The sequence below is a fragment of the Streptomyces sp. NPDC043854 genome, from assembly GCF_056436005.1.
Genome location: NZ_JBWKDK010000007.1, coordinates 69,057 through 95,232, shown reverse-complemented (window position 1 = coordinate 95,232; position 26,176 = coordinate 69,057). Strand labels below are relative to the sequence as shown.

General features: G+C 75.5%; 24 protein-coding genes and 4 pseudogenes. 18 read left to right on the top strand and 10 right to left on the bottom strand.

Annotation, left to right across the window (positions count from 1 at the left end; genetic code table 11):
- The first annotated feature begins 69 nt into the window (after positions 1-69).
- From AC068A_RS09425 to AC068A_RS09405, 5 genes and pseudogenes are all read left to right on the top strand, one after another.
- Positions 70-984: an ATP-grasp domain-containing protein gene (locus tag AC068A_RS09425; protein ID WP_478583007.1), complete on the top strand. Its 915-nt coding sequence runs from the start codon at positions 70-72 to the stop codon at positions 982-984.
- Positions 981-1,793 (top strand): ATP-grasp domain-containing protein, encoded by an 813-nt coding sequence (locus tag AC068A_RS09420; protein ID WP_478583004.1) that lies wholly within the window; start codon positions 981-983, stop codon positions 1,791-1,793. The genes AC068A_RS09425 and AC068A_RS09420 overlap by 4 nt, the downstream gene beginning before the upstream one ends.
- A gap of 243 nt (positions 1,794-2,036) precedes the next feature.
- Positions 2,037-2,891 carry a DMT family transporter gene (locus AC068A_RS09415; RefSeq protein WP_478583001.1) on the top strand — a complete coding sequence of 285 codons (855 nt, stop codon included), beginning with the start codon at positions 2,037-2,039 and terminating at the stop codon, positions 2,889-2,891.
- A gap of 73 nt (positions 2,892-2,964) precedes the next feature.
- A pseudogene (locus AC068A_RS09410) lies at positions 2,965-3,308 on the top strand (alcohol dehydrogenase); the annotation flags it as partial.
- Between the two features lie 115 nt (positions 3,309-3,423).
- Positions 3,424-3,810, top strand: a complete 387-nt coding sequence (locus AC068A_RS09405; RefSeq protein WP_478583294.1) for a hypothetical protein — start codon at positions 3,424-3,426, stop codon at positions 3,808-3,810.
- 192 nt (positions 3,811-4,002) lie between these two features.
- On the opposite strand, the gene AC068A_RS09400 is transcribed toward AC068A_RS09405, so the two are convergent.
- Positions 4,003-5,094 carry a DUF2330 domain-containing protein gene (locus tag AC068A_RS09400; RefSeq protein WP_478582999.1) on the bottom strand — a complete coding sequence of 364 codons (1,092 nt, stop codon included), beginning with the start codon at positions 5,092-5,094 and terminating at the stop codon, positions 4,003-4,005.
- Between the two features lie 152 nt (positions 5,095-5,246).
- Here AC068A_RS09400 and AC068A_RS09395 point away from each other — a divergent pair, with 152 nt between their 5' ends.
- Positions 5,247-5,729: a hypothetical protein gene (locus tag AC068A_RS09395; RefSeq protein WP_478582996.1), complete on the top strand. Its 483-nt coding sequence runs from the start codon at positions 5,247-5,249 to the stop codon at positions 5,727-5,729.
- A gap of 286 nt (positions 5,730-6,015) precedes the next feature.
- Here AC068A_RS09395 and AC068A_RS09390 read toward each other — a convergent pair.
- Positions 6,016-6,222, bottom strand: a pseudogene (locus AC068A_RS09390) (HAD family hydrolase); the annotation flags it as partial.
- Between AC068A_RS09390 and AC068A_RS09385 the strand changes: the two are divergent.
- The 3 genes and pseudogenes from AC068A_RS09385 to AC068A_RS09375 all read left to right on the top strand — a co-directional run.
- Positions 6,202-6,744: pseudogene (locus AC068A_RS09385) on the top strand (GntR family transcriptional regulator); the annotation flags it as partial. The pseudogenes AC068A_RS09390 and AC068A_RS09385 sit on opposite strands and share 21 nt — an antisense overlap.
- 116 nt (positions 6,745-6,860) lie before the next feature.
- Positions 6,861-8,348, top strand: coding sequence for a condensation domain-containing protein (locus tag AC068A_RS09380; protein WP_478582994.1), 1,488 nt, complete (start codon positions 6,861-6,863; stop codon positions 8,346-8,348).
- 184 nt (positions 8,349-8,532) lie between these two features.
- On the top strand, positions 8,533-8,910 hold the full coding sequence (locus AC068A_RS09375; RefSeq protein WP_478582991.1) for a DoxX family protein: 378 nt from the start codon (positions 8,533-8,535) through the stop codon (positions 8,908-8,910).
- A 14-nt stretch (positions 8,911-8,924) separates the two neighbouring features.
- Here AC068A_RS09375 and AC068A_RS09370 read toward each other — a convergent pair whose 3' ends face one another.
- Positions 8,925-9,194, bottom strand: coding sequence for a hypothetical protein (locus tag AC068A_RS09370; RefSeq protein ID WP_478582989.1), 270 nt, complete (start codon positions 9,192-9,194; stop codon positions 8,925-8,927).
- 150 nt (positions 9,195-9,344) lie between these two features.
- Between AC068A_RS09370 and AC068A_RS09365 the strand changes: the two genes are divergently transcribed.
- Both AC068A_RS09365 and AC068A_RS09360 read left to right on the top strand, forming a co-directional pair.
- A complete protein-coding gene (locus tag AC068A_RS09365) occupies positions 9,345-10,532 on the top strand; it encodes a cytochrome P450 (RefSeq protein ID WP_478582986.1) in 1,188 nt (395 codons plus the stop codon).
- Positions 10,533-10,537: 5 nt separating this feature from the next.
- A complete protein-coding gene (locus AC068A_RS09360; RefSeq protein WP_478582983.1) occupies positions 10,538-10,747 on the top strand; it encodes a ferredoxin in 210 nt (69 codons plus the stop codon).
- Between the two features lie 118 nt (positions 10,748-10,865).
- Here AC068A_RS09360 and AC068A_RS09355 read toward each other — a convergent pair whose 3' ends face one another.
- Together AC068A_RS09355 and AC068A_RS09350 are read right to left on the bottom strand one after the other, a co-directional pair.
- Positions 10,866-11,072: a cold-shock protein gene (locus AC068A_RS09355; protein WP_478582980.1), complete on the bottom strand. Its 207-nt coding sequence runs from the start codon at positions 11,070-11,072 to the stop codon at positions 10,866-10,868.
- A gap of 145 nt (positions 11,073-11,217) precedes the next feature.
- A complete protein-coding gene (locus tag AC068A_RS09350; protein WP_478582977.1) occupies positions 11,218-11,607 on the bottom strand; it encodes an HGxxPAAW family protein in 390 nt (129 codons plus the stop codon).
- Positions 11,608-11,716: 109 nt separating this feature from the next.
- Here AC068A_RS09350 and AC068A_RS09345 point away from each other — a divergent pair.
- Positions 11,717-12,184: pseudogene (locus AC068A_RS09345) on the top strand (MarR family winged helix-turn-helix transcriptional regulator); the annotation flags it as partial.
- A 110-nt stretch (positions 12,185-12,294) separates the two neighbouring features.
- A complete protein-coding gene (locus AC068A_RS09340) occupies positions 12,295-13,821 on the top strand; it encodes a DEAD/DEAH box helicase (protein ID WP_478582974.1) in 1,527 nt (508 codons plus the stop codon).
- Between the two features lie 98 nt (positions 13,822-13,919).
- Here the strand turns inward: AC068A_RS09340 and AC068A_RS09335 are convergent, their stop codons facing one another.
- From AC068A_RS09335 to AC068A_RS09325, 3 genes are all read right to left on the bottom strand, one after another.
- A complete protein-coding gene (locus AC068A_RS09335) occupies positions 13,920-14,894 on the bottom strand; it encodes a class I SAM-dependent methyltransferase (protein WP_478582972.1) in 975 nt (324 codons plus the stop codon).
- A gap of 288 nt (positions 14,895-15,182) precedes the next feature.
- Positions 15,183-15,704, bottom strand: coding sequence for a hypothetical protein (locus tag AC068A_RS09330; RefSeq protein ID WP_478582970.1), 522 nt, complete (start codon positions 15,702-15,704; stop codon positions 15,183-15,185).
- 54 nt (positions 15,705-15,758) lie between these two features.
- The gene (locus AC068A_RS09325; protein ID WP_478582967.1) at positions 15,759-16,274 is read right to left on the bottom strand and encodes an SRPBCC domain-containing protein; all 516 of its coding nucleotides are present in this window, start codon (positions 16,272-16,274) and stop codon (positions 15,759-15,761) included.
- Positions 16,275-16,514: 240 nt separating this feature from the next.
- Here AC068A_RS09325 and AC068A_RS09320 point away from each other — a divergent pair, with 240 nt between their 5' ends.
- The 5 genes from AC068A_RS09320 to AC068A_RS09300 all read left to right on the top strand — a co-directional run bounded on the left by AC068A_RS09320 (position 16,515) and on the right by AC068A_RS09300 (position 23,973).
- Positions 16,515-17,741, top strand: coding sequence for a DUF418 domain-containing protein (locus AC068A_RS09320; RefSeq protein WP_478582965.1), 1,227 nt, complete (start codon positions 16,515-16,517; stop codon positions 17,739-17,741).
- 121 nt (positions 17,742-17,862) lie between these two features.
- The gene (locus AC068A_RS09315) at positions 17,863-18,309 is read left to right on the top strand and encodes a hypothetical protein (RefSeq protein WP_478582964.1); all 447 of its coding nucleotides are present in this window, start codon (positions 17,863-17,865) and stop codon (positions 18,307-18,309) included.
- Between the two features lie 14 nt (positions 18,310-18,323).
- Complete coding sequence (locus tag AC068A_RS09310; protein WP_478582962.1) at positions 18,324-19,031, top strand: cysteine hydrolase family protein; 708 nt, start codon at positions 18,324-18,326, stop codon at positions 19,029-19,031.
- A 143-nt stretch (positions 19,032-19,174) separates the two neighbouring features.
- Positions 19,175-20,989: an RNA ligase family protein gene (locus AC068A_RS09305; protein WP_478582960.1), complete on the top strand. Its 1,815-nt coding sequence runs from the start codon at positions 19,175-19,177 to the stop codon at positions 20,987-20,989.
- On the top strand, positions 20,989-23,973 hold the full coding sequence (locus tag AC068A_RS09300) for a poly(A) polymerase (protein WP_478582959.1): 2,985 nt from the start codon (positions 20,989-20,991) through the stop codon (positions 23,971-23,973). The genes AC068A_RS09305 and AC068A_RS09300 overlap by 1 nt, the downstream gene beginning before the upstream one ends.
- 60 nt (positions 23,974-24,033) lie before the next feature.
- Here the strand turns inward: AC068A_RS09300 and AC068A_RS09295 are convergent, their stop codons facing one another.
- Together AC068A_RS09295 and AC068A_RS09290 are read right to left on the bottom strand one after the other, a co-directional pair.
- On the bottom strand, positions 24,034-24,942 hold the full coding sequence (locus AC068A_RS09295) for an NADP-dependent oxidoreductase (protein WP_478582957.1): 909 nt from the start codon (positions 24,940-24,942) through the stop codon (positions 24,034-24,036).
- A 104-nt stretch (positions 24,943-25,046) separates the two neighbouring features.
- Entirely contained in the window at positions 25,047-26,123 is a 1,077-nt protein-coding gene (locus tag AC068A_RS09290; RefSeq protein ID WP_478582955.1) for an RNA ligase (ATP), read from the bottom strand.
- Positions 26,124-26,176: the final 53 nt, after the last annotated feature.

The window sequence follows — 26,176 nt, the reverse complement described above, 5'->3', positions numbered from 1 at the left end:
ATCCTGTGACGTCACAGCTCGCCGGACGTAATCGGCGGATGTCCGGCGACTACAGGGTGGGGAAGGTCCATGAGGCTCTGTTTCCTGGTGGAGGAGCACTACCGCCACGACGGAATGCCCAACGAGGTGATCCGGCAGCTGACCGCATGGGGACACCGGGTGGACGTCGTGCGGCCCGGCGGCTCGCTGCTGCACATGACCGAGCTGGTGGATTCCGGCGCGCACGACGCGTGGGTGCTGAAGACGGTGTCCGGCGGACCGGGGCTCACCCTGCTCGAGGCCGCGGCCGCGGCCGGGGCCACCACCGTCAACGACGCCCGGTCGATCCGGGGCGTACGGGACAAGGCGCTGGCCGCGGCCATCGGGCGCGCCGGGGGCCTGCCGATGCCGCCGACCTACGCGGCGGCCCGCCCGGACCTGCTGCGGGAGATACCGGCGGCGCAGTACCCGCTGGTCGTCAAGCCGGCGGACGGCAGCTCCGGCCGCGGGGTGCACCTGGTGCCCTCGCCGGAGCGGCTGGAGGCGCTGCTGCCCGCGCTCGCGGGCGAGGGCATGCTGATCGCCCAGCCATATGTGCCCAATCCGGGCACCGACGTGAAGGTGTACGCGGTCGGCGGCGAGCTGTTCGCGACGGAGCGCTGCTCCCCGCTGCACCCGGACCCGGCCGTGCGGGAGCGACGCGTCCCGCTGTCCGCGGAGGTGGCCGGGATCGCCGCGCAGGTGGGCGCGGTCTACGGGCTCGACCTGTACGGGGTGGACGTGCTGCTCGGCCCGGACGGGCCGGTGGTGGTCGACGTGAACGACTTCCCGAGCTTCCGCCAGGTCCCCGACGCCGCGGCCCGGGTGGCCCGCGCGGTGCTCGGCCTGGCCTCGCGGACGGGCGGTGCGGCCCCGGCCGCCGCACCGCTGTGCCCCCCGCGGCCCCGGGCGGTGCCCCTGCCGATTCCGGTGCAGGCCGCACGGGCGGGCGAGGCCGCACTGTGAGGATCTGCCTGATCACGCCGGAGCCGGACCATCCGCTGCTGGCCGCCGCGGCCGGCCTGCTGCGCACCGCCGGACACCGGGTGGAATCGGTGGATCCGGGGGCCGCGGCCGAGCCCCCCGCCCCGCCCCCGGCCGACGTGTACCTGCTGAAGTCGCGGACGCCGCAGGCCCTGGCCCTGGCGGGGGAGCTGGAGCGGCGGGGCGCGCCGGTGGTCAACTCGGCGGCGGCGACCGCGCTCTGCCAGGACCGTACGGCGATGGCGGAGCTGGCCGTACGGGCGGGGCTGCCGTTCGCGGCGACCCGCACCCACGACTCGCTCGGGGTCTGGGCGGCCTCGGGCGACCCGGTACCGGGCGGGCCCGTGGTGGTCAAGAGCCGCCACAGCCGCCGGCACGACCTGGTGGCCCGGGTCGACGACACGGCCCGGCTCCGGGAGCTGGCGGCGCGGTGGCCGCAGGAGCCGGTGGTGGTCCAGGGCTTCGCACCGAACAGCGGCTGGGACCACAAGCTGTGGGCCGTCGGCGGCCGGGTCTTCGCCGCCCTGCGCCGCTCGGAGCTCGCGCCGGAGGGCCGCGGCCCGGCCCTGCCGCTGGCCCTCCGCGAACTGCCGGACGGGTGGGAGCAGCTGGTGCTGCGGGTCGGCGAGGTGTTCGCGCTGGACGTGTACGGCGTGGACGTCATCGACACCGGGGGCGGCGCGCCGCTGGTCGTGGACGTGAACGCCTTCCCCGGGATCCGCGGCCAGGCCGGCGCCCCCGAGGCCCTCGCGGAACTGGCCCTCGCCCGCGCCGCCGGCCACCACGGCTGAGCCTCCCGCCACCGGCTGCCGCGGCCGAGCCCGCGCCGCGGGGCCGGCCGGGCGGCCGGGCGGCCGGCCGGAGCCGCCGATGCGGCACCTCGGACTGCAAGCCGGCCCCGCCGGCCGGCCTGCCGCGCGGGCGCCCCGGCCGCTCGGCGGTGGTCGGCCGGGCCCGGCATCCGGGGGGCGGAATCGGCGGCGTCGGGGCGTGTCGGCGGGGCGGGGCGGCCGGAGGGAGCCCAGGATCGGCGGATGGGCGTCGTACTGCCGGTCCTCTTCGCGCTGTTCGCGGCGCTCAGCAACGCGCTGGCCACGGTGCTTCAGCGGCGGGCGGCGCTGACCGTGCCGCAGAGCCAGGGGTTCCGGCCGGGGCTGGTCCTCGACCTGATGCGGCGGCCCGTGTGGGTCGCCGGGATCCTGGCCGTGATCGTGGCCGGGGCCGGGCAGGCCGCGGCGCTCGCCACCGGCGCGCTGGCGCTCGTACAGCCGCTGTTCGTGCTGGAGCTGCCGTTCGCGCTGCTGATCGCCTCGCTGCTGGTGCGGCAGCGCCTGCCGGGCGCGCTGTGGGCGGCCGTGGCGGCGGTGGTGTTCGGGCTCGGGCTGGCGCTGGCCGCGGCTGCGCCGACCGGGAACCTCACGCACGTCCCGCTCGACCGGTGGCTGACCGCCCTCGCCGCGTGCGCGGGCGCCGCGCTGGCCCTGGCGCTCGCCGGCCTGCGCCGGCCGGCGGGGCGGGCCCGCGCGGGCTGCCTGGGCGCGGCCACCGCCGTCTGCTACGCGCTCACGGCCGCCCTGATGAAGGATGCGGTTCCACTGCTCGCGGAGGGCGGGATCGGCGCCTTCCTGGCCGCCTGGCAGACGTACGCCTTCGCGGTGAGCGGCATCTGCGCGCTGCTGCTGCTCGAACACGCCATGCAGGGCGGCCCGCTGGTCGCCTCGCAGCCCGCGCTGACGCTGGGCGACGCCAGCGTCAGCATCGCGCTGGGGGTGGTCCTGTACGACGAGCAGCTGCGGTCTGGGGGTTGGCTCCTCCTCCAGCTGCTGGGCGTCGTCCTGATCTGTGCGGGTGTCCTCGCGCTGGCCCGGGCCGGCGTGGGCGGGCCCTGACCGGGTGCGCGCGCCCGGGCCCCCGGCACCGTACGGCGGCGCGGCACCGGCCGCGGACCGGGACCGGTGGGCGGGGGCGCGCCGGTCGCTGGTCGCGCTGGGGTCCCCTCGGTGAGCCGCGGCGTCGGTGGCGGGGCTGCGCTGGCGGGGACGGCACGTGCAGGTGGGCTGCTGCCGGCCGCGGCCGGGGAGACGATCCTGCCGATGGAGCGGGTGATCGGCCGGGAGTCGGAGGCCCTCGGCGGCCGCGGGATGGCCGCGCACGCGTACCCGCCGATGATGGAGCTGGTCCGGGCCGGGACGTTGCGCCCGGACCTGCCGGTCACGTCCACGATCCCGCTCGACGCGGCTCCCGCGGTCCTCGCGGCGACGGGTTCGGCACCGGGGCGCGGGGTGACGGTCATCCGGCCTCGGCGTCCGCCGGGCCCTGGGCTACGATCTGGCCCGCGATCCGATCGAGTGGATCGAACGACCGTTTTCCCGGGGGTGGGTGGTGGATGTGACGTCCCGCAGTGCTGCCGCGGCGCGCGCCGTGACAGGCGTACTGGTGGCCGGGCTGCTGGCCGGGGGCTGCTCCGGCGGCTCGGGCAAGGATCCGGCCGCGGACCGGCCCACCGGCACGGCGACGGCCCCGGCTTCACCGTCCGCCCCGGCCTCGCCGACGGCGACCGCGCCGGACCCGGCGCAGTCGCCCGCCCCTTCGGCGGCGGCGTCGCAGCCGGCCGACGTACCGGATCCGACGGAAACCCCCGCCCCGCGGCCCAAGACGAGCACCCGGCCGGGAACCCCGCAGATCCCGCAGAATCCCAACCGGGGTCCCACCCCGCCCCCGGCGCCGAAGCACACGCCGGTCCTGGACTGGACCCCGCCCCCGTTCGACCCGGGCGCCACGTACACGGTCCCGCCCCTCCCGAGGTGATCCGGCGCGCACACGGGGCTCTTGCCGCACCGCCGTGCCGGCACACGCCTCCGGCCGGCGGCGGCCCGGCCCGCCGCCGTGGGCGGCCGCCCACCGGGTCAGGCCGCCGTGACATGCGCTGCGGGTCGGCGGCCGGGCTCTGACCGCCCCGGCGGCAGGCCGGGGCGAGGGCACCTCGCAGCGGGCCCTGTGTCAGGCAGTGGCCGGGGGCCCGGCAGGTGCGTCGGCGGGGCGGCGGCGGAGCCAGAGGAAGGTGCCGGCCGCCAGCAGCACGAGCACGCCGCCCGTCGCCCACATCCAGGCCGGGAATCCGCCGACCACGAGCAGCTTGTCGTGGTAGACGGTCCGCCGGTACGGGGTGTCGGAGGCGGCGGCGCGCAGTTCGTGGTCGCCCGAGATGCGCCCGGGCTCCGGGAACTCCTGGTCGATCGCGGTGAGGAAGGTCTCCCGGCCGCCGGTGAGGGGGGCGAGGGAGTCCGTCCCGGGGACCCTGCCCGCGAAGGTGACCTCCGGTGCGGAGCCGCCGATCGGGGAGGCGGGCTCCATCCGGTGGTCGGCGAGTACGTACAGGCCCAGCGACTGGGGCGTCTTCGCCATCCGGGACAGCCGCATCGGGTAGACGAGCCGCTCGCTGTCGAAGCGGATCCGCAGCGGGTCGAGCGTGCCGTACAGGATCCCGCCCTGCTTCCGGGGGGCGAGGCGTACCGCGACGTACTCCCACTTCTGGTCCACGTACGGCTTGACCTCGGTGGCCAGGGTGTCGGGCATCGTGAACCCGTTGGACTCCAGCCACTGCCGCAGCGCGTCCGGGTCGGTGGCGGTCAGGCGCGCGACGTCGAAGTCGCCGAGCTGTTCGCGGCCGACGACGCCGACGGACGCCTCACCGCCGGCCGCCGGCGCCTCGGCTGCGGCCCCGTCGCGGGCGCCGGTGGAGAACGGCCAGTCCCCCGGGCGGGGGAAGAAGTAGTGCCGGGCCTTGTGCTCGGGCCGGGTCAGCCAGGCGAGGTCGCGGAACAGGTTCCCGTCGCCCAGCTCCACCGAGGCCCGGGTCGGCACCGGCATGATCCAGGCGGCCCGCCGGGCGTTCCCGCCGACCGTGAACCGCATCACGATGTCCTCGGTCCGGCCGTCCCAGCGCACGACGGAGGTTTCACGCGAGACGCCGATCCTGGTCGAGCCGTCAGGGACCATCGCCCCGCAGCCGCACGCGTACGCGGGGCTGATCAGCGATCCCAGCTGGGTCGCGAGCAGGAGCAGGAGCAGTGCTCCGATTCGGTTTCTCATCCACACGGGGTCTCAGACGACCGGCCGTCCGATCCGGTTCCGGCCGTGTGTTCGCCTTCCGTACGCCTCCTGCACCCCTCCGCGGGGCGTACGGGGCGGTACTGCGCGGGGGCCCCTGTCCCGCGCGCCGGGGGCATCCCCATACTGCTGCCATGAGAGGGAAGGAAGAGAAGCCGCGCAGCAGCCCGCTGGTGCCGGACCTGGTCGCGGCGGAGATCGCCCGGCACGACTGGGAATCGATCGTGTGCGGCTGCGGGCGCAGCGCCGGACACCTGGCGGACCAGCTGTGGGACGCGGCGGAGGGGCATCCGTCGGCCTACCGCGCGCTGGAGGGCCACGCCTTCCAGGCCGGGCAGCTGCGGCCGCCCGCCCCGGCGGTGTGCGGGGTGCTGATGGCCGTGTGGTCCGCGGGCCCGCCGCGGCTGGCGACCCGGGAGGCCCTGTTGTGGACCCTGCTGGCGCTGGCGAGCACGGAGGACGACGGGTCCCCGTACGAGGCCGGGCTGTACGGGCAGTGCGCGGCGTACATCCGCACGAACGTCGGCTCTTTGCGCCTGGAGGCGGTCACCCGGCCGGACACGGTGTCGGCCGCCTACGTGGACGGCATCCTCGAGCTCCTCGGCCTGGCCGCCTGACGGACGAGCACCCCGCCCCGGCCGCCCGGACCGGGCGGCTCAGGACGGGCGGCTCAGGACCGGGGTGCGTCCGGGTGCGCGGGGTGCTCGGGGCCGGGGTGCGCGGGGTGCTCGGGCGGTCAGGCCAGACGGCACTCCCGGAGGACGTCCAGGGTGACGTCCTCCAGGGAGCGCGCGAACGACCGCGCAGGCGATGCGGCGACGTCCAGCAGGGAGGGGACGACCAGGAGACCCCGCACCCCGCCGCCTCGGCCGAGGCGGCCCCGTCCGGGGAGTCCTCCACGGCCACGCAGGCCCGCGGTGCGGCGCCCAGCCGTGCGGCGGCCGCCCGGTAGGGCTCCGGGTGGGGCTTCGTCCGCGGGGTGTCGTCGGCGGACAGCGTGAAGGCGAACGGGACACCGGCCAGCGCGCCCCCGACCACCGAGTCGACCACGGCCCGCGGGGAGGCGCTGACCAGGGCGAAGGGCACCCCCTCCGCGGCGAGCGCCGGCACAGCTTCGGCGAGCTGAACAGCTTCGCCCAGTGGGCACAGGGGCTCGGCCAGGAGGTCACCAGCCGCTTCCTCGACCGCACCCGCCGCCCGGCCACCGCCGAGGAGGCGGAGCGGCTCGCACTGCGCCCGGGCAGCGGGATCCTGGCCGTGCTGCGGCTCCGGCTGCTGGACGGCCGGCCCGCCATGGTCGAGCGGACCGCGTACGCCGACTGGGTCGCGGCCGCGGTCGAGGCGCTGCCGGACGACTGCCGGTCCGTCATGGACAGCCTGGCCGCCGGCTCCGGGGTCGTGGCCCACTACGGCGGGCACCTCGTCGACGCGCTCCCGGCCGGCAGTGGGGACGCCCGGCTGCTGGGGATCCGCCGCGGAAGCCCGCTGCTGCGCCAGCGGCACGTCTCGGCCACGCAGACCGGGCGCCCGATCGAATGGTCCGACGACCGCTACCGGGCGGGCAGCGTCACCTTCAGCGTGAGCAACTCGGCGGCGGCGACGCCCCTGGAGCGCCGGACGGGCGACCTGTGAGCCGCCGGAGCCCCGGCCTGCTGCGGGCCGGGGTCCGCGGGGGCCGCCCGTCACTTCCGCAGCCCGGGTGTCGTTAGGGGCCGGGGGGTTGACTCTGGGGGCGAAGGGATGACGGGATGCGGCAGTTTCCTCTGGAGATGCACGGCATGGCACCCGGCCGGGTCGTCGAATGGCGGTTGCGGTCCACGGCAGCGGGGTCGGTGCCGGCCGCGGAGGGGGCGGGCAGAAGGGCCTCGTTCAACCAGGACAAGCACTTCACCGTCGCCGAGCAGAGCCGGGGGGCCGACGACCCCGTCGCGTCCTGGGTCGCGGTCACGTTCGAGGTCGCGGGGGCCCTGGACGAGCCGGCCATGACCCGGGCGCTGCTGGCGTTCGTACGGCGCCACGAGGTGCTGCGGTGCGAGTTCCGGCGGCTCTCCGGGGAGCTGGCCTGCGAGCCCATCGCCCCGGACGAACTCGCCCTGTCCACCGCCCCCGTGGCGGCCTTCGACACCACCGGGGCGCTGGTCGGCTTCCTGTCGGAGCGGTTCAAGCGGAGCATCGACACGCTGTCCTGGCCCCTGTTCACGATGGGCGCCGTCCTGCGCGAGGACTCCGCGACCGTCTACCTGGCCTTCGACCACATCGTCTGCGACGGCCTGTCGATGCCGATCGTGGTGCAGCAGGTGCAGGGCGCGTACGAGGCCCTGCGCCGCGGCGAGGACTTCGACGACGGCCCCGACCCGAGCTACCTCGACTTCGCGGAGGACCAGCGCCGCCGCTATGCCGCCTTCACCGCGGACGACGAACGCCTGGGCTACTGGAAGGAGTTCGTGGCGCACGGCGGCGGGGAGTTCTTCCCCCGGTTCCCGCTCGACCTCGGCGTGGAGCCGGGCCGCATGTACCCGATCGTCAACGAGGCCTCGCCGCTGCTGGACCACGGCGAGACCGAGGTATTCGACAAGGCGTGCCGGGCGGTGGACGGCAAGGCGTTCATGGGGGTGCTCGCCGCGGTCGCGGTCTGCCTGCGCGAGGCGGGCGGGCCCGGCGTGTACCGGGGGTTCATGCCGGTGAGCGAGCGCGGCCGGGACGGGTGGGCGCAGTCGGTGGGCTGGTTCGTCAACACCATGCCGATCGAGTTCGACGCCTCGCCCGGCCGGGACTTCGCCCAGGTGATGGCCGGGGTGCGGGCCGCGTTCGGCGAGATGACGAGCCACATCGACGTGCCGTTCGTCCGGGCGTGGCAGCTACTGGCGCCGGTGGAGTTCGCCGCCCGTTCGTGGCCGTACCCGGTCAACTTCTTCTCGTACATCGACACCCGCAAGTGCCCGGGCGCCGAGCGGCACGACGACTGGCGGCCCGCCTCGCACGTGTGGTCGGCGCGGGCCAACGGCGCCTGCTCCTGGTTCCAGCGGGACGCGTACGGACTGCACATGAACTCGATCTACGTGGACACCCCCGCGGCCCGCCGGACCATGGCCGGCTTCCAGGAGGCGCTGCGGCGCACGGTCCGCGAGATCGCCCGGCACGGCTCCTTCGGCCGGCCGCTCGCGCTGGCCGCGCCCCGCGGGCCGATCGGCGCGGCGCTCGGGGTGGACGGGCACGGGCCCGCCGCCCACCCCTGACGGATCCGGCGCCCGCCGCCCGCGGTCCGGCTCGGGTCCGGATGCGGGGCCGTGTCCCGTGTCGGGCGGTCATGGATCCCTCCGATACTGCCGAGTGCGGTCCGAACGGGTGAATCGCGCCCCGGCCCGTGCCTACGATCGCAGGGCCTGAATCCCCGCTCCCCCGGCGAGAGGACGCACCACCATGCCCCGCACCCCTTCCTCCCCCGCCCTGCTCGCCGGCCTGCTGGCCGCGGTGGGTGTGGCGCACGCGGTCGCGCCGAAGCCGTTCGACGCGATCGTCCCGCGTGCGCTGCCCGGCAGACCGCGGATGTGGACGTACGCGAGCGGCGCGGCGGAGCTGGCCGTCGCGGCCGGGGTCGCGCACCCGCGGACCCGGCGGGCGGCGGCGCTGGCCGCGGCCGCGCTGTTCGTCGGCGTGTTCCCGGCGAACGTGCAGATGGCCCTCGACGCACGGCACCGCTCGCCCGCCTGGCGGGCCGTCGTCATCGGGCGGCTGCCGCTCCAGATCCCGCTGGTGCTGTGGGCGCGGAGCGTGAGCCGGGGCGCCGCCGCCCGCTGACCCGCGGCCGAGGGTCAGCGGCTGTCGCCCGACCAGTCCCAGCGGTCGGGGTCGGCCGCGCGGCGGCGGTAGTGGGACCGGCCGCCGGCCCCGTAGCGGCCTATCTCGGTGGGGAGGGCTGCCTCCTCGGCGAGTTGGCGAGCACTCCAGCCCGTGACGTCGAGGAGGAGCCCGTCGAGGGGGCCGCCCACGAGCTCGCCGTAGCTGCGGCCGGGGCGCGGGCCCGGGTCGGGATCGTCGTGGTCGGCGCCGTACACCCGGCGGCGGAGCATCCTGTCGTCCATACCGCCAGCTTCACAGGCACCACTGACAATGCGGGGCGGGTGGGCGCATGGCCCATCTGGCCGAAACGGGTATGGGTGAGATAGGTGCCCCGGGCATGTAATGGGGTTCAGGCGAGACGGAATTCACGGAGCGCGCTTGCGAGGTGCTGCATGTCAGAGACCGTTGCCTTCCCCCAGGACCGAACCTGCCCCTACCACCCGCCGACCGCCTACGATCCCCTGCGCGCGAGCCGGCCGCTGTCCCGCGTGACCCTTTTCGACGGCCGGTCCGTGTGGGTGGTCACCGGGCACGCCGAGGCGCGGGCCCTGCTCTCCGACGGCCGGCTCTCCGCCGACCGCCAGAACGCCGCGTTCCCCGCCCCCACTCCGCGGTTCAAAGGCCTGCGTGACCGCCGCAGCGCGCTGCTCGGCGTGGACGACCCGGTGCACAACGTCCAGCGCAGGATGCTCATCCCGAGCTTCACCCTGAAACGGACGGCAGCCCTGCGGCCCCTTATCCAGGAGACCGTGGACCAGCTGATCGACGACATGGCCGCCCGCGGCCCGGGGGCCGAGCTGGTCGGCGCCTTCGCCCTGCCCGTGCCGTCGATGGTGATCTGCTCGCTGCTCGGAGTCCCGTACGAGGACCACGAGTTCTTCGAGGGGCAGTCGCGGCGGCTGCTGCGCGGGCCGGACATCGCCGACGTGGAGGACGCCCGCAGCCGCATCAACGCGTACCTGGCCGAGCTGATCGAGCGCAAGCGGACGGACCGCGGGGACGGCCTCTTGGACGAGCTGGTCGAACGGCGTCTGGAGACCGGCGAGACCGACGTCGACGAGCTGGTCTCGCTGGCCGCGATCCTGCTGATCGCGGGGCACGAGACCACGGCGAACATGATCTCGCTGGGCGCCTTCACCCTGCTGCGGCACCCGGAGCAGCTGGCCGAGCTGCGCGCCGACCCCTCGCTGATCGCGTCCGCCGTGGAGGAGCTGATGCGGTTCCTGTCGATCGTGGACGGCATGCTGCGGGTGACCACGGAGGACATCGAGATCGGCGGGGTGACGGTGCGGGCCGACGACGGGGTGGTCTTCTCCACCTCCGTCATCAACCGGGACGAGGGCGTCTTCGCGGAGCCCGACGTGCTGGACTGGCACCGCCCGGCGCGGCACCACGTCGCCTTCGGCTTCGGCATCCACCAGTGCCTGGGGCAGAACCTGGCCCGCGCCGAGATGGAGATCGCGCTCGGCACCCTCTTCGCGCGGCTGCCCGGGCTGCGCCTGGCGGCCGAGCCGGACCTGATCCCGTTCAAACCCGGCGACACCGTCCAGGGCATGGTCGAGCTCCCGGTGACGTGGTGAGCGGCGTGCCGTCGCGGCGCATCGCCGTCGGCATCGACACGGCCGTCTGCATCGGCGCCGGCCAGTGCGCCCTGACCGCCCCGGACGTCTTCACCCAGGACGACGACGGCTTCGGCCGGGTCCTGCCCGGGCGGGAGGACGGCCACGGCAGCCCCCTGCTGCGGGAGGCCGTGCGCGCCTGCCCGGTCTCGGCGGTCGCCCTGCGGGAGGTCTGACCGCACCGCCCGCCGCGCCGCGGAAGGCCGCGGTACGCCGCGGAAAGCCGTGGGCCCCGCCGGGTGGGCCGGCGGGGCTCAGGCCCGTCACGTCGGGCCGACACGTGAAGCAGGGCGGTCAGTCGAGGGGCATCACTTTCTCGGCCTGCGGACCCTTGGGGCCCTTGACGACCTCGTACTCGACCTTCTGGTTCTCCTCCAGCGCCCGGAAGCCGGACGTCTGGATGGCGGAGTAGTGGACGAACACGTCCGGGCCGCCGTCGTCCTGCTGGATGAAGCCGAACCCCTTCTCCGAGTTGAACCACTTCACGGTGCCTGTAGCCATCGGTACTGATCCTTCTCAACGTTCCACGCGGGCAGCACGTAAGGTGCCGCCATCCCGATCCTGCCCACCCGCCCCTGGGATCACACCCTCGTGCAGCCAACCGGGGACCCGTCGAACACCCGTCCGAGGAACGGAGGCGCAGCCCTCACCCGGACGTTTCCGCGCCGCCCTCCGCGGCGGCGGACAGTGCGGTGACGCCTCGGGGCCGGGGCGCCGGGGCCGCCGCCACGGCACGCCGGCCTCCGCTCATCCGGCAGCCCAGGCAGTCGGCGTGCCCGGTGCGGGCGACGCCGTCCCGCACCCGCCAGTCCCGTGCGGTGGCGGGCCGGGGCCCGCTCGACTTGCCCCAGCCGGCGAGGTGCAGCAGCCAGGTGACGACCGCGGCCGCGGCGACGAGGGCGAGGCCGAGCCAGATGCCCGGCGTCCAGCCCGCGCAGAGGGCCGCGCCGGCGCCGGCGGAGCCCAGTATCGCCAGGGTGGTGCCGGTCCAGCCGGCGACGGTGTGCCCGAGGTCGACGTCTCCGTGCGCGCTCATGGTTCTCCCGAAGTAGGCTCGCAGGCAGGAAGGCTTATCTCACGAGATAAACGTCTGATCAAGGAAGTATCTCGCGAGCTAAGTAACTTAGATGCTAAGGAGTCTCTCGGTGCAGGGCAAGCCCCGTCCCCCGGCCACGGCCGGGGAGGCGATCTCCCGTATGGACCACTACGTCGCCCTGGGCCTGATCGGCCAGCAGGAGGTGGCGCAGCTGCTCGGGCTGAACGTCACCGATCTGACCTGCCTGGGGCACGTCCTGGGAGCCGGGGACGAGCCGCTCTCGGCCGGCGACCTGGCCGCGCTGGCCAACCTCACCACCGGCGCGGTCACCGGCGTCCTCAACCGCCTGGAGCGCGCGGGATACGCGAAGCGGCAGCCCGACCCGGCCGACCGCCGCCGGGTCCGGGTGGTGGCCGACCCGGTGGCGGCCCAGCGGGTGGTGGCGGTGTACGAGCCCTTCTACGACCGGCTCGCCGCGCTGTTCGCCGAGTACTCCCCCGACGAGGTCGCCGTCATCGCCGACTGGTTCGCCCGCGCGACCACCGAGGCACGCGCACACCTGGACCGCCTCCGGTCCGGCGAGCTCGCCGCTGCGGCCCCCGAGGCCCTCGAAGCCCCCGAGGCCCCCGGCGGGCTGAGGCCGCCGATGATAAAATTCCCCTTTTCGTGTCCCACGGAAGGCTCTGCATGAGGAACCCGTCCCCCTACGGGCGTTTCGGCGTCAGGCCCGCCGCCAAGGCGGCCAAGGCAGCCCCCAAGGGCGGAGCCGGGAAGGGCAAGGGCGCCGGCGCGTCCGGCAAGGCGCCCCGGACCCCCGCCCTGCAGGGCGAGCTCGCCATGCCCGAGCCGCTCGGCACGGCGCTGCCGCCGGTGGAGGCGTTCGCCGAGCTCGACCTGCCCGTCGAGCTGCTGCGGACGATGGCCGAGTCCGGGGTGGAGAAGCCGTTCCCCATCCAGGCCGCCACCCTCCCCAATTCGCTGGCCGGCCGGGACATCCTGGGCCGCGGGCGGACCGGCTCGGGCAAGACGCTCGCGTTCGGCCTGGCCCTGCTCGCGCGCACCGCGGGCCGGAAGGCGGATCCGAAGCGGCCGCTTGCGCTGGTCCTCGTACCGACGCGCGAGCTGGCCCAGCAGGTGACCGAGGCGCTCACGCCGTACGCGCAGGCCCTCGGGCTGCGGATGGCCGCGGTGGTCGGCGGGCTGTCGATCGGCCGGCAGGTGAGCGCGCTGCGCACCGGCTCCGAGGTCGTGGTGGCGACTCCGGGCCGGCTGAGCGACCTGGTGGGACGGCGCGACGTCCACCTGGACCGGGTGCGGATCACGGTGCTCGACGAGGCCGACCAGATGTGCGACATGGGCTTCATGCCGCAGGTCACCGAGATCCTGGACCAGGTGCGCCCCGACGGGCAGCGGATGCTGTTCTCGGCCACCCTGGACCGCAACGTCGACCAGCTGGTGCGGACCTACCTGAAGGATCCGGTCTCCCACTCCGTGGACCCGTCCGCGGCCACGGTGACCACGATGGACCACCACGTCCTGCACATCCACGCCGCCGACAAGTACTCCGCGGCCACCGAGATCGCGGCCCGCGAGGGCCGGGTCCTGATGTTCCTGGACACCAAGCACGGCGTGGACCAGTTCGTGAAGCACCTGCGGGCCATGGGCGTACGGGCGGAGGGGCTGCACAGCGGCAAGTCCCAGCCGCAGCGCACCCGGACGCTCGCCCACTTCAAGGACGGAACGATCACGGTCCTCGTCGCGACGAACGTCGCCGCCCGCGGCATCCACATCGACGACCTCGACCTGGTCGTGAACGTGGACCCGCCGGCCGACCACAAGGACTACCTGCACCGCGGCGGGCGTACCGCCAGGGCGGGCGAGTCCGGCAAGGTCGTCACCCTCGTCACCCCGAACCAGCGGCGGGACGTCGTCCGGCTGATGGCGGACGCCCGGATCCGGCCCACCACCACCCAGGTCCGCTCCGGCGAGGCCGCGCTGCACCGGATCACCGGCGCCAAGGCCCCCTCCGGGGTGCCGCTGTCGGGCGCCGCGCCGACCGACGCGAAGGGCCGCCCGTCCGGCACCGAGCTCGGCTTCCGCGGCATCGGCAGCCGCCCGGGCCGCCCGGGCAAGGGCAAGGAGTCCCGCAAGACGGCGGAGGCCAGGGCCCTGGCCGAGGCACGCCGCGCGGCCCGCGTCCGCCGCGGCCGCTGACGCGGGGCGTACGCGGCCGCTGACGCGGGGCGCAACGGACATGCGTGAGGTGCGGACCCCGCCCCCGGGGCCCGCACCTCAGGCCGTCATGATGGCGATCAACGCCGCCGACGTCGCCGCTGGGCCACGATCGCGCGGGTGATCACCGGCGGGAGCAGGTCCTTCGCGAGCTCGCGCCAGGCGGCACCCGGACGGGGTGCGGGCTTCGGCGCAGGAGCGGGCGTGGGCGCGGGCGGAGCCGGCGGCTCGGGAGCCGGCCGCAGCGGCTTCGGGACCGCCGGCGGGACGGCCCCGTGGTCGCCGATGCGGACCAGCGGCTGGTCCGCCACCATCTCCACGCCGGTCCACAGGTCCGACCGGCCCTCGAGCCACTCGAGCAGCGCCGAGCGGTAGGGTTCCGGGTCGTCCCAGGTCGCGTACAGCTTCGCGCCGGACACGGCGATCAGCCGGAGGCCGTCGACCGCGACCGCGCCCCACGCGGCTGCGGCGACGCCGGGGCAGTGCTCGGAGCGGTAGTCGTCGAAGACGACGACCGCTCCCGGGGCGGCCACGACGCGGGAGGACGCGATGTCCTGGACGACGTGCTCGTACAGGTGCGAGGCGTCGATGTGGATGAAGCGGCAGCTCGCCGGGCGCACACGGTCCGCGACCACGAAGGTCGGGGCCTGGATGATCGTCGGCAGTTCCTCGTGGAACGCCCGGTAGTTCGTCTCGAACCCGATGCGGGTCAGCGTCGGGTACGAGCCCTGCATCTCCGCGAGGTTGGACTCGTCCGGCGCCGGCGAGTCGAACAGGTCGCAGACGGTGAACTCCTCGCCGTCCCGCAGGTACTGCCCGAGGAAGATCGCGCTCTTCCCCATGAACGCGCCGAGCTCCAGAAGGTCGCCCGGCTTCACCCCGTCCCTGTTCTGGTGGGTCAGGAACCAGTCGAAGAGCGCCTGGTCACAGTCCGAGAACCACCCCTTGACCTCGCCGTACGTGGTGGGAGCGGGCGCGGCCGGCTCGCCGTCGGGGGTGGTGACGGGAGCTTGCGAAACGTGCGACACGGAGTACAGCCTCCAGTGGTACGGCATCTGATCAACGCTGATACCCGGCCAGGTAGGCAGACCATAAACCGCGGGATGCCCGAATGACGAGACTCCTGTACAGGGCGATCAAATCCGCAGCCACCAATGCCCCGAATTGCCCCTTCCGCCCCGCTTCACGCCCGCGTTCGCACCCGGAGCCGGCGCCCCCACGGGACCGAGCCGCCCGGCAACAACTGCCGCTCCCGATCGGGGAGTACACCCCCCACCGGCCCCCCTCCCACCGCCTGCCGGCGGATTCCGCCGCCGCGGCCGGCACTGCCGAACGGGCGCCGGTCAGGCCGGGAGGGTGCTGCGGCGGAGGCGCTGGGCGGCGGCGTTGCGGACGCGCCGGGTGCGGGCCGAGCCCGCGAGCAGGGTGAGCGCCTCGTACGAGGTCAGCAGAACGGCCGCGGTGCGCTGGCACCAGTCCGAGGCGGCGGTGAGCTCCGCCTCCGACCACGGCTCGCCGCGGCCGATCGCCCTGAGCAGGGTCCACTCGCGCAGCCTGCGGGCGGGGAAGGCGCGGCCGCCGAGGACGGCGGCCATGGCGTCGGCCCAGCCGGGGAAGGCCGCATCGCCGAGGAGCTGGCTGGCGCGGCGGTCCAGGTGGGTGACCACCGCGCTGTCGGCCATCACCGGGTCGGGGTCGCGCAGCACGGCGGCCACGGCGTGTGCCTCGCCCGCGGCGCCCGCCGGCTCGGCGCGCCCCGCTGCGGGCGCGGCGGCGGCCAAGGCTTCGAGGTGGCGGGCGTAGCGCCAGCGCTCCGCCGGCTGCGCCGCTTCGGCCGGGCGTATCAGGTCCTCTTGTGTCCCCATGCAGCCCATTCCACACGACCGCCGGCGGGAGCCGGTGTGCAGGGTACCGCCGGGTCACACGGTCGGCTCCGGGCCGGGCCCGGCGCCGCCCTCCTCCGGCAGCGGGGCCCCCGTCTCCAGCAGGGTCTTGAGGCTGGAGGCGAGCATCGGCCAGGCCTCTGCGCACATGCCGATCAGCGTGCCGCCGGGTTCGAAGCCCTCGTGTCGGATCGTCAGCCGGGTGAGGGCGTCCCCGACGGGCTCGATCTCGTACGTCACCTTCGTGCGCGGCTGCGCGGCCAGTTCGGCCCGCAGCTCCTCGTCGACCCCGACCGTGGCCGCCCACTCCTCCGTGAAGGTGTGCCAGGTGTACGAGAGCCTGCGGTCCGGCACGCAGTCGAGGACCACCTGTTCGGGATCGCTGGTCCGGGTCCCGCGCTCCACCCACGCCATCTGCGAGCCGACCGCCCAGTCGGTCTCGAAGCTCAGGCCCCAGTACCGGCGGGTGAAGGCGGGGTCGGTCAGGGCTTCCCAGACGCGTGCGGGATCGGACAGGACGTAGACGGTGTAGGTGATCACGCTGTCGTTCATGCCCCCATGCTGCGGGACCGGGGGCCGCGCACCCGGGATTTCCCCGGCGGCGGCCCGGGCGGCGGTCCGGCTGCGTACGCGGGGCCTCCGGTGCCGCTCCCATGCCGGCCATACCGACTTATTACCTTGTTACGCCGTCCCTGGTATGTTCGCGGCGCGGACTGTCGGGATGAAACCCGCCGGTCCGACCACGTGAAAACACCGGCCCCGGCCGGGACAGATGGAGAGGCAAGCACAGGCATGCGAGTGGCCGGCGCTTCCCGTCCGCGCAACGGTGCCGGACCGGGACGCCTGACCGGGGTCGACGCCGTCCGCGGACTCGCCGTCCTCGGCATGTTCGCCGTTCACGTCGGCCCGGGCCCGCAGCCCGAGGGAGCCGGCTACCTGGTGGTCGCGGCGGACGGACGGGCACCCGCCCTGTTCACTCTCCTCGCCGGGTTCTCCCTGGCCCTCGCCCAGCGCAGCGGCGGCGGCACACCGGCGGAGAGCTCCGGCAGCCGGGCGCAGCGCCACCGCCCGCTGCTGACCCGCTGCGCGGTGCTGGCCGTGCTCGGGCTGGTCCTGGCCGCACTGTGGCCGGGCATCCTGGTCATCCTCACCTTCTTCGCCGTGTACTTCCTGGCCGCCGAGCCCTTCACCCGCCTCACCACCCCGGTGCTCACCGCCGCCGCCGGCGCGTCCGTGGTGGCGGGCCCGCTGCTGTCGTACCTGCTCGGCCCGGTGTTCGGGTACGCCGCCGCCGGGCGCGGCGCGGTGCCCGAACTCTCCGCCCTGACCAGCTGGGACGGGCTGGGCCGGACGCTGCTGGAGCTGCTGCTGACCGGCGCCTACCCGCTGGCCACCTACTTTCCGTACGTCCTGGTCGGGCTGGCCCTGGGCCGGCTGTGCGACCTGCGGGAGCGCCGTTCCGCCGCGTGGATGGCGGTCTGGGGCACGGCCGCCGCGGTCGCCGGATACGGCGCCGCCTGGCTGTGGGCCCACCCGCTGGGCGGCCGGGAGCGGCTGCTGTCGGTGATAGCGGAGCGGCACCCGGAGGCGGCGGCCGCCGCCGATCCCGTGGGCGAGGTGCTGGGCGGGCAGTACGGGGCGATACCCAGCACCTCCTGGGAGTGGCTGCTGGTCGCGGACCCGTACAGCCAGACGCCGTTGGAGACGATCGGCAACGCGGGCGTGGGCTGTGCGCTGATCGGGCTCTTCGTGCTCACCGCGCAGCGCCGGGCGGGCGTGCTGGTGCTGGGGCCGCTGGCCGCGCTCGGGGCGATGGCGCTCAGCGCGTACGTCGCCCACGCGCTGGTGCTCGCGGGCCCGGCGCACGGCGCCGCGTCCTGGACCGCGCTCGCCGCGTTCGCCGGGGTGTCGGTCGCGGCGGCGTGGGGCTGGCAGCGGGTCTGGGCGGACAGCCCGCTGCGCCGCGGCCCGCTGGAGCACGCTCTGCGGCTCGCCTCGCGGGGGCGTACGCCGGCGTGAGCCGCGGGCGCGGATCACCCGTACGCATGACGGCTCGTGGCTCGCCGAACGGCCCGTACGGCAAGCTGGACGGATGCAGTCGCGTCGAGCAACTCCGCCCCTGCCGTTGATCCTTGCCGCTGTGATGCTGACCGCCGGGTGCGTGACCGTGCGGCCGTCCGCGCCCCCGGACCCGCCCGGTCCGGAGCCCGCCGCGGCCGGGGCCGCGATCCGGCAACCGACCGTGGCGGCCCGCCCGTTGGCGCCGCTGCCGACACCGGCGCCGGCCTCCCCGACTCCCCCGTCCGCGGCAGCCGCCGCGGAACCCGGTCCTCCAGCGCCGCCTGCCGGCCCGCCTCCGCACCGGGCCGCGGAGCGGCCCGCCCCGCAGTCCAAGCCCGGCTCCGCCTCCAAGCCCCGGTCGGCGCCGACGTCCGCGTCCACGTCGAACTCCGCGTCCAAGCCGCGCAAGCGGCCGCTCGCGCAGCCGTATCCCGGGCCCGTCCCGGGCCGCAGCTACGACATGGGACCCCTGTGCGAGGCGGCCAAGGGCACGGTCGCCCCCGAGATCGCCGCCCTGTGCCGTTGAGGAGCCGACTTCTGATGGACGTCCAGGGAACGGACGTGGCGGACGGGATGGAGCCGCGGCGGCACGTGTGGCGGATCGAGGCGGACGAGTACGCGCGGCACGAGCGCCGCCGGGGCCGACGCCACGCGTACGCCGAGCTGTCCGGGGAGCGGACCGCGCTGGTGGTGGTCGACATGGTGCGGTTCTTCGTGGCGGGCAACGGGTTCGGGCTGGGCATCGTGCCGCAGGTGCAGGCCCTCGCGCACGGGATGCGGTCGGCCGGCGGCACCGTGGCCTGGGTGCTGCCTGCCGTCGGGGCGCAGCCCACCCGCTGGGCGGTGGACTTCCACGGGCCCGAGGTCGCCGAGCGCTACCGGCTCGCCGGGGGCACGGGCACGGTCACGGACCGGCTGTGGCCCGATCTGGTGCCGGGCCCCGAGGATCCGGTCGTGGAGAAGAGCGCCGCCTCCGCGTTCTTCCCGGGGCGCTGCCCCCTGCCCGAGGTGCTCGACGCGCGCGGTGTGGACACGGTGGTCGTGTGCGGTCTGGTGACCAACGTGTGCGTGGAGGCCACCGTGCGGGACGCTGCGACGCTCGGCTACCGCGTCGTCCTGGCGGCGGACGGGTGCGCGACGCACAGCGACGCCGCCCACAACGCCACCCTGGCGACGGTCCACCGCAGCTTCGGCGACGTCCGCCCGACGGCGGACATCCTCACCCTCCTCGCCGGTCGGCAGGGCTGACGCGGCGGCCCGGCCCCGGAACGCCGGGGCCGTCCGGAGCGGCTTGACCCGGCACTGGGCGGGCAGGGCGGATATTGGGTGGAGGGGGCCGGGCCGGAAACCTACAGTGACCTGGCACCACGTTTGCCGAGCAGGAGCCGTTCATGCGCACGCACTACCCCCGCACCCCGCATCTGCCGTGGTCGCCGGGGACGACCGCGGACGACGTGCGGGCCGCCGGGCTCGCCGGGCTCGCCGGGCGCGAGGTCGTCGTGACCGAGAAGCTCGACGGGGAGAACACCACCCTGTACGCGGACGGCCTGCACGCCCGCTCCCTCGACTCCGGCCACCACCCCTCCCGCGCCTGGGTCAAGGGCCTCCAGAGCCGGATCGGCGCGGGCATACCCGCCGGCTGGCGCGTGTGCGGGGAGAACCTGTACGCCCGGCACTCGATCCCCTACGAGGACCTCGACAGCTGGTTCTACGGGTTCTCGGTGTGGGACGGCGAGCAGTGCCTCGACTGGGACCGCACCGTGCGCTTCCTGCGCGGTCTCGGGGTGCCCGTCCCGCGCGTGCTGTGGCGGGGCGTCTTCGACGAGCGCGCGCTGCGCGGGCTGCGCGTCGACACCGCCCGCCAGGAGGGCTACGTCGTACGGACGGCGGCCGGCTTCGCCCGCGCCGACTTCGGCCGGTGCGTGGCCAAGTGGGTCCGGGGCGGCCACGTGCGGACCGGCACGCACTGGATGTACGCCCCCGTGGTACCGAACGGGCTTGGCCCGCAGGCCGCCCTGTGGGCGGTCCGGTCGGGCGCCGAACCCGATGTGGCCGGGCTGTCGGCCGCCCTCGGCCTCCGGCCCGGGTCCGGGGCGGGACCGGCTCCCGGCGGCGCCGTCGATCCGGTCGTCGCCGAGGTGGCGGGGCGGCTCGACGCGCTGGGCCGCACCGGGGACGCCCGGCTGACCGGCGTCCTCGCGGCCGTACTGCACCGCACCCCGCGGGCCCGGGTCGCGGCGCGGCTGGCGGCGGGGCCGCTCGGCATGCCGCTGGCGCGCCGGGTCGCCGACCTGGTCGGGCTGTACCCGCGGCTGCGGCGGCCGTTCCCGGACGAGCTGCGCCGGGCCGGGCTGGTCCGGATGGCCTCCGCGGCCGACCTCGGGGTGCTGCACGCGCTCGCCGCCGTCGGGACGGGGGCGGGGGCGGGGACGGCGACGGGGGCCGGGACCGCCGGGGATCCGGCGGACGCCGAGGCCCGGGAGTGCGTGGAGTGGTCGGCGCTTCACGCGCAGGAGGAGGGGCTGTTCGGCCCCGACCCGCTCGGCCCGCTCCGGGCCGGGCTGCGGACGGCCCTGGCGGACCTGGCGGCAGTGGACGCGGACGCGGCGGACCGCTGCTGGGCCGAGGCCCGCGAGGCCTTCGCCCGCGGCGGGATCTCCACCGCCGAGGAGGCGGTGGCCGCGACCTGGCGCTGGCGGGACGGCGGCTACCCGCGGCTGGTGCAGCTGTGCGGGCCGTCGGGCAGTGGGAAGAGCACGTACGCCCGGAGCCTGCCGGGCGTGGCCGCGTACGTCAGCCTGGACGATCTGCGGGCCGCCCGGGGTTCCCGGGCCGACCAGCGTGCCAACGCGGACGTGCTGCGCGAGGGCCTCGACCGGCTGGACGCGGCGCTGGCCGCGGGCGGAACCGTCGTCTGGGACGCCACCTCCCTCACCGCGCAGCAGCGCGGGCTGGCCGGCGCGGTCGCCGCCCGCCGCGACGCGCTGGTCACCCATGCGGTGGTGCTGGTGGAGGAGGCGGAGCTGCTCCGGCGCAACGCCGTACGCCGCCACCCCGTGCCGCCCCAGGTGCTGACCTCCCAGCTGCACCGGTTCAGCCCGCCGTATCCGGGAGACGGGCAGGCGCACCGCATCCGGTACATCGGCGCGGGCGGCGCCGTCGAGGACACCGCGGGAACCCTCGACGCGACGGACGGGGACTGCTGATGCGCACCAGTGAGCAGCTGTACCACCAGGTCCGCTGGGACCCCCGGTTCGACCCGGCGCGGTTCGTGCTCGGACTGCACCAGCGCGGGGCGCCGCCGAAGCGGATCCCGCTGCCCGCGTTCGTGCCCGGGGGCGACATCCCCTGGCACCGGGTGCTGTTCGTCGAGGCGGACGGCGAGCTCGTCTGGGACCGGGCCAGCGGCCTGGACCTCATCGACTCCACGCAGGCCGGGCGGGTCCGCGCCCCGCGCCTGCTGCGGGCCCCGTTCTTCACCGCCTGCACCCCGCACGCCTGGGATCCGGCCGACGGCGCCTGGCGGCCCGCCGGGGCTCCCCCATCGGGGGCCGCGGAGCCGGGGCCGGGGCCGGGGCGGGTGCGGGTGCTGACCTGGAACACGCTGTGGGACCGCTACGACGCCGCGCACATCGCCACCGCCCGGCGCAGGCCGCTGCTGCTCGCCGAGCTGGAAGCCGCCGATGCCGACGTCATCGCGCTCCAGGAGGTCGAACCCGAGCTGCTCGGCATGCTGCTGGCGCAGCCGTGGGTGCGGGCCGGGTACACGGTCGGAACCGACCCGGCCGGCAAGGACGTCGCCACGAGCGGGCTGCTCGTGCTCAGCCGGCTGCCGGTGGCCGAGGCCGGGCTGCATCTGCTGGGGCCGTACAAGGCCGTCGCGGCGGTGACGGTCCACACGGTGGGCGGGGCGCTCGTCGTGGCCTGCGTCCACCTGACGAGCGATCACAGCGAGAACGGGGCCGAGCGGCGCAGCACCGAACTGGACGCCATTTATGAGGGGTTGAACGGCATCGACGCCCACGTGGCGCTGCTCGGCGACTTCAACGACGGCCGCGGCGGACCGGACGGACCCGCGGCGGTGCTGGGCATGCGGGACGCGTGGACCGAGGTGCACGGGGCGCAGGACACCACGCCGACCTTCGACCCGGTGGCCAATCCGCTGGCCGCGGTGGGCTCGCTGTCCGGGCGTCCCGGCCGGCTGGACCGCGTCCTGCTGCGGTCGGCGGCCGCTGAGGTGCGCCGGGCTGCGCTGCGGGGGGATTCCCCTGCTGCGGACGGGCTGTTCGTCTCCGACCACTACGGGGTGGAGGCCGTACTGGACTTCACCGGGGAGGACGCCGGCGGGGGCGCCCGGGCCGGTGCGGAGGCCGGGGCCGGGATTGGTGCCCGGACCGCGGGGCGTGCGGTGCTCGGCGTACCGGCGACCGCGCATACGGCCGTGGCCTGGCTGCCCCCGCACCATGCCGCGGTCGAGGAGCTGCGCCGGGACCACGACCCGGCGGCCGACCGCTGGCCCGCGCACGTGAACCTGCTGTTCGGCTTCGTTCCCGAGTCCTCCTTCGAGGAGGCGCTGCCGCTGCTGGCCGAGGCGGCCGCGGCGACGGACCCCTTCGCGGTGCGGCTGGCGGGCGTGCACGACTTCGGGCGCCGGGAGGATGCCGTGCTCTGGCTGGACCCGGCCGCCGCCGGCGAGGCACCGTGGCAGGAGCTGCGGCGGGAGCTCGCCGCGCGGTTCCCCGGCTGCCGGGGGCGCGGCGAGGGGTACACCCCGCACCTGACGCTGGGCCGCAGTACGGATCCGCAGCGGGCGCTGGCGGAGTTCACGGCGCGGCTGGGCGGCGCCGGGGCAGCGTTCCCGGCCCGGGTCGGGGAGCTGGCGGTGCTCTCGCGGCGCGGGGACGAGCCGATGCGGGTACGGGCGACGGTGGAGCTCGGCACGGGCGCGGTGCGGTGGATGGCGGAGCAGCCCGGGCCGGGGCCGGAGCCCGGGCCGGCTGACGCCGGCCACGGCCGCGACCGGGCGGTGCGGGCCGTCACCGAGCGCATCGCGCAGGCCTTGGCCGACGGGGTGGTCCACGTCGCCGGATCCCGCCGCATGGGCTGCGCCCTGCCGGGGGCGGACCTGGACCTGGTGGCGGCACTGCCCGGCGCGGTCGACCTCGCGGACGTACGGGCCCGGGTCGCGGCAGCCCTGCCGCAGGCCGCCGACCGGATCCGGGAGGTGACGGGCGCCCGGGTGCCGGGGCTGCGGCTGCGCGTCGACGGGCTGGACGTGGACCTGGTGGTCGTCGCCACGGGGGCGGTGGATCCGGCGCAGGCGGTGCAGCGCCGGGCGGAGCTCGGCGAGGCGGCGGCGATCGCGCTGAGCGCGGTCAGCGATGCCGAGGCGGTACGCGGCTTCGTGGGCTCCGACGGTTCCGGGGGCTCCCGGCAGGCGGCGTTCGCGGAACTGGCGCGGCAGGTGAAGGCCTGGGCCCGAGTCCGCGGCCTGGACTCGGCGCCGTTCGGCGGGCTGCCGGGGCTTGCCTGGGCGGTGCTGGTGGCGCGGACGGTCCGCGAAGCCACGGACCTCTCCCCCGCGGCCCTGCTCCGCGCGTTCTTCGGGACCTGGGCCGCCTGGGACTGGCGGACCCCGGTCGCTCTGGCCCCTGCACCCGGGGCCGCACCCACGGACCCGGTCACGGACACGGGCACGGGCGCGGACCCGGTCACGGTTCTCACCCCGTCCTCCCCGGTCCGCAGCTGCACGGCCCAGGTGGGGCCCGGCCTGCGCGACCTGCTCGGGCAGGAGCTGTACCAGGCCTGGGAGCTCCTGGAATCCCGCGCCGAAACCGGGGAGGCGGAAGCCGGACTCCTCGCCCCGCCGCCGCTGCACCGCCGGCATGCCGCCTGGGCCGTGGTGAGCGTACGGGGCGACGATCCGCGGGAGTTCGAGGAGTCTCTGGGCCGGGCCCGCGGCCGGATGCGGGCACTGCTCGGGGTACTGGCCGAGGCGGGGGTGCGGGACGCCCACGCCTGGCCGCGCCCCTTCGCGTCCTCGTCCTGTTCGGCGCACTATGCGATCGGCCTCGGCAGCCGGCCGCCGGACGCGGCCCGTCTGTCGGCATTGGCGGCCCCCTGGTGCGCCGACCTGCCGGGGGTCGAGGTCTCTCCGGCCCGCTGCGGCTCGCTCCCCACCCTTCCCTGACGGGAGGCGCTCCCGGGCCGCGGATGCGGGATCCGGGCCGGGGGTGCCTCCGGCCGGGAGTCAGAGGTTGATGATGATTTTGCCGGCCGTGTGGCCCTGTTGGTTGAGTTCGAAGGCCGCCGCCAGGTCCGGGAGCGGGAAGGTCTCGGCCACCGTCACCTTCAGGCGGCCGCTGTCGGCGAGCCGGCCCAGCTCGGCGAGGTCGCTGCCGATCGGCCGGACCCACATCCACTGGCCGCCCGCGCCCAGCACCGTGTGGTCGGCGATGGAGGCGTGGCGGCCGTTCGGCGCGAGGACCGACGTGGTGACGTCCAGGACCCCGCCGACGAAGTCCGCGCCCACCGTGACGCCGTCGGGGGCGAGTCCCCGGATCCGGTCCACCAGGCCCTCGCCGTACTCGACGGGCTCGCAGCCGAGCTCGCGCAGCCGGTCGTGGTTGCGGGGGGAGGCGGTGCCGATGACCCGGGCGCCCAGCGCCCGGGCGATCTGCACCCCGAAGGAGCCGACGCCGCCTGCGGCGCCGTGGATGAGGACGGTGTCGTCCTTGCTCGTGCCGAGCCGCGTGAGCAGCTGGTACGCGGTCAGTCCGGCCAGGGGCAGCCCGGCGGCCTCCTGCCAGCCGAGCGAGGCCGGCTTGGGCGCGAGGGCCCGTACGGGCACGCTGACGTACTCGGCGAAGGTCCCGCCGTGGACGTGGTCCTTGCGGGCGTACGCCATCACCTCGTCGCCGACGGCGAACTCGGGGACGTCGATCCCGACCCGCTCGACCGTCCCGGAGACGTCCCAGCCGGGCACCACCGGGAACAGGACGTCCATCAGGCCGTCGAGCCCGCCCGCCATGATCTTCCAGTCGACGGGGTTGACCCCCGCGCACCTGACCTTGACGAGGACCTCGCCGGGAGCGACCTTCGGCAGCGGCAGCCGGCTCTCGGAGAGCACCTCCGTCCCGCCGTACCTGTCGTACGCCATTGCCCGCATGGTGTCCTCGGACATCTACCCGAGCCTCTCCGTGAGCGTGTGGGGGTTTCCCCCATCCCACCACGGAAGGGGGTTCCCGTCGCTCAGGCCGCGCGTCACTCGTACTCCGTGCCGCCCTTGCGCGTCAGGTACGCCGGGCTGACCGCCTTGGCGATGGCCCGGCCGCCCACGACCGGGCTGTACCGCTCGACGGCCGGGCGGATGACCACGCCCTCGCGCAGGTGGACCTCCCGCCCCGACACCGTCTCCCGGCCGGTCGCCCGCTCCAGCACCGTGTCCAGGTCGTACGGGCCCTCGTACAGCCGGGGTACGAGGGGCAGCTCGCCGTCCGCGAAGAGCTCCGCCGGGTCCAGCCAGCGCACGTGCCCGTCGATCTCGGCCGACACGTCGAAGACGGCGTACCCGGGGGGCAGGCCGGCGGCGCGCGCGTCGTTCCCGTACGCCAGGTCCTGGACGCCCGCCCCGTACACCTCGCCGAAGACGCCGACCCGCGTTGCGCCCAGCCGGGCGGCCAGCTTGGCGGCCACTTCGGGGACTGCGTGTCCCCGTACGGCCCGCCAGTAGAGGTTGCGCTCGTCCTCCTTGAGCGCGAGGTTCTTGGAGCCGAAGCCCTTGGAGGAGACGAGGACGCGCCCGTCGTCGGCGAGGTACGTCATCAGGCAGGCCGTGCCGTGCAGCTTCTCCGTGAGGACGACCGGCTCGCCGGGCTCGAAGATGTGCGGGTAGCGCTGCAGGTTCTCGATGTCGACCCACGGCAGCAGGTCGGGGGCGGCCTCCACGTCCCCGTTCATGGTGGTGGGGATCGGCGGGACCCATTTGGTGATGCCGAGCAGCTCCGCGAAGTCCGTGCCGTCCTCGGCGGCCCGCGCCAGGTCCACGCCGGCCAGCGCCCGCGGCCGGCACACCAGGCCCTGCGAGAGCTCGCCGCGCAGGCGGACCGCCTTGACCCGGTCGGCGCCGGAGCCGCCGAGCCGGCCGGTCAGGCCGAGCTCCTCGATCAAGGCGGCGGGCAGGACGGCCTGCTCGGGTATGTAGAGCGCGAACTCGCCGGTGCGGTAGGCCCCCTTGGCGATGACGGCGCGGTAGAGGCCCACCTGGGCCAGCTCCAGCGCATCGGCGTTGGGGTGCTCGTGGACGGTCAGCTCTTCGACGGTGACCCGCAAAGTGGACATGGGCGGCTCCTCGGACGGAGGCGAAACAGGACGCCGCCCACTCTCCGCGGGGT

What these genes read in the sequence shown, in the direction of transcription:
- AC068A_RS09425 (WP_478583007.1), top strand. Translation starts at nt 70, where the DNA reads ATGAGGCTCTGTTTCCTGGTGGAGGAGCACTACCGCCACGACGGAATG.
- AC068A_RS09415 (WP_478583001.1), top strand. Translation starts at nt 2,037, where the DNA reads ATGGGCGTCGTACTGCCGGTCCTCTTCGCGCTGTTCGCGGCGCTCAGC.
- AC068A_RS09400 (WP_478582999.1), bottom strand. Translation starts at nt 5,094, where the DNA reads ATGAGAAACCGAATCGGAGCACTGCTCCTGCTCCTGCTCGCGACCCAG.
- AC068A_RS09395 (WP_478582996.1), top strand. Translation starts at nt 5,247, where the DNA reads ATGAGAGGGAAGGAAGAGAAGCCGCGCAGCAGCCCGCTGGTGCCGGAC.
- AC068A_RS09380 (WP_478582994.1), top strand. Translation starts at nt 6,861, where the DNA reads ATGCGGCAGTTTCCTCTGGAGATGCACGGCATGGCACCCGGCCGGGTC.
- AC068A_RS09375 (WP_478582991.1), top strand. Translation starts at nt 8,533, where the DNA reads ATGCCCCGCACCCCTTCCTCCCCCGCCCTGCTCGCCGGCCTGCTGGCC.
- AC068A_RS09370 (WP_478582989.1), bottom strand. Translation starts at nt 9,194, where the DNA reads ATGGACGACAGGATGCTCCGCCGCCGGGTGTACGGCGCCGACCACGAC.
- AC068A_RS09365 (WP_478582986.1), top strand. Translation starts at nt 9,345, where the DNA reads ATGTCAGAGACCGTTGCCTTCCCCCAGGACCGAACCTGCCCCTACCAC.
- AC068A_RS09355 (WP_478582980.1), bottom strand. Translation starts at nt 11,072, where the DNA reads ATGGCTACAGGCACCGTGAAGTGGTTCAACTCGGAGAAGGGGTTCGGC.
- AC068A_RS09350 (WP_478582977.1), bottom strand. Translation starts at nt 11,607, where the DNA reads ATGAGCGCGCACGGAGACGTCGACCTCGGGCACACCGTCGCCGGCTGG.
- AC068A_RS09340 (WP_478582974.1), top strand. Translation starts at nt 12,295, where the DNA reads ATGAGGAACCCGTCCCCCTACGGGCGTTTCGGCGTCAGGCCCGCCGCC.
- AC068A_RS09335 (WP_478582972.1), bottom strand. Translation starts at nt 14,894, where the DNA reads ATGCCGTACCACTGGAGGCTGTACTCCGTGTCGCACGTTTCGCAAGCT.
- AC068A_RS09330 (WP_478582970.1), bottom strand. Translation starts at nt 15,704, where the DNA reads ATGGGGACACAAGAGGACCTGATACGCCCGGCCGAAGCGGCGCAGCCG.
- AC068A_RS09325 (WP_478582967.1), bottom strand. Translation starts at nt 16,274, where the DNA reads ATGAACGACAGCGTGATCACCTACACCGTCTACGTCCTGTCCGATCCC.
- AC068A_RS09320 (WP_478582965.1), top strand. Translation starts at nt 16,515, where the DNA reads ATGCGAGTGGCCGGCGCTTCCCGTCCGCGCAACGGTGCCGGACCGGGA.
- AC068A_RS09310 (WP_478582962.1), top strand. Translation starts at nt 18,324, where the DNA reads ATGGACGTCCAGGGAACGGACGTGGCGGACGGGATGGAGCCGCGGCGG.
- AC068A_RS09305 (WP_478582960.1), top strand. Translation starts at nt 19,175, where the DNA reads ATGCGCACGCACTACCCCCGCACCCCGCATCTGCCGTGGTCGCCGGGG.
- AC068A_RS09300 (WP_478582959.1), top strand. Translation starts at nt 20,989, where the DNA reads ATGCGCACCAGTGAGCAGCTGTACCACCAGGTCCGCTGGGACCCCCGG.
- AC068A_RS09295 (WP_478582957.1), bottom strand. Translation starts at nt 24,942, where the DNA reads ATGGCGTACGACAGGTACGGCGGGACGGAGGTGCTCTCCGAGAGCCGG.
- AC068A_RS09290 (WP_478582955.1), bottom strand. Translation starts at nt 26,123, where the DNA reads ATGTCCACTTTGCGGGTCACCGTCGAAGAGCTGACCGTCCACGAGCAC.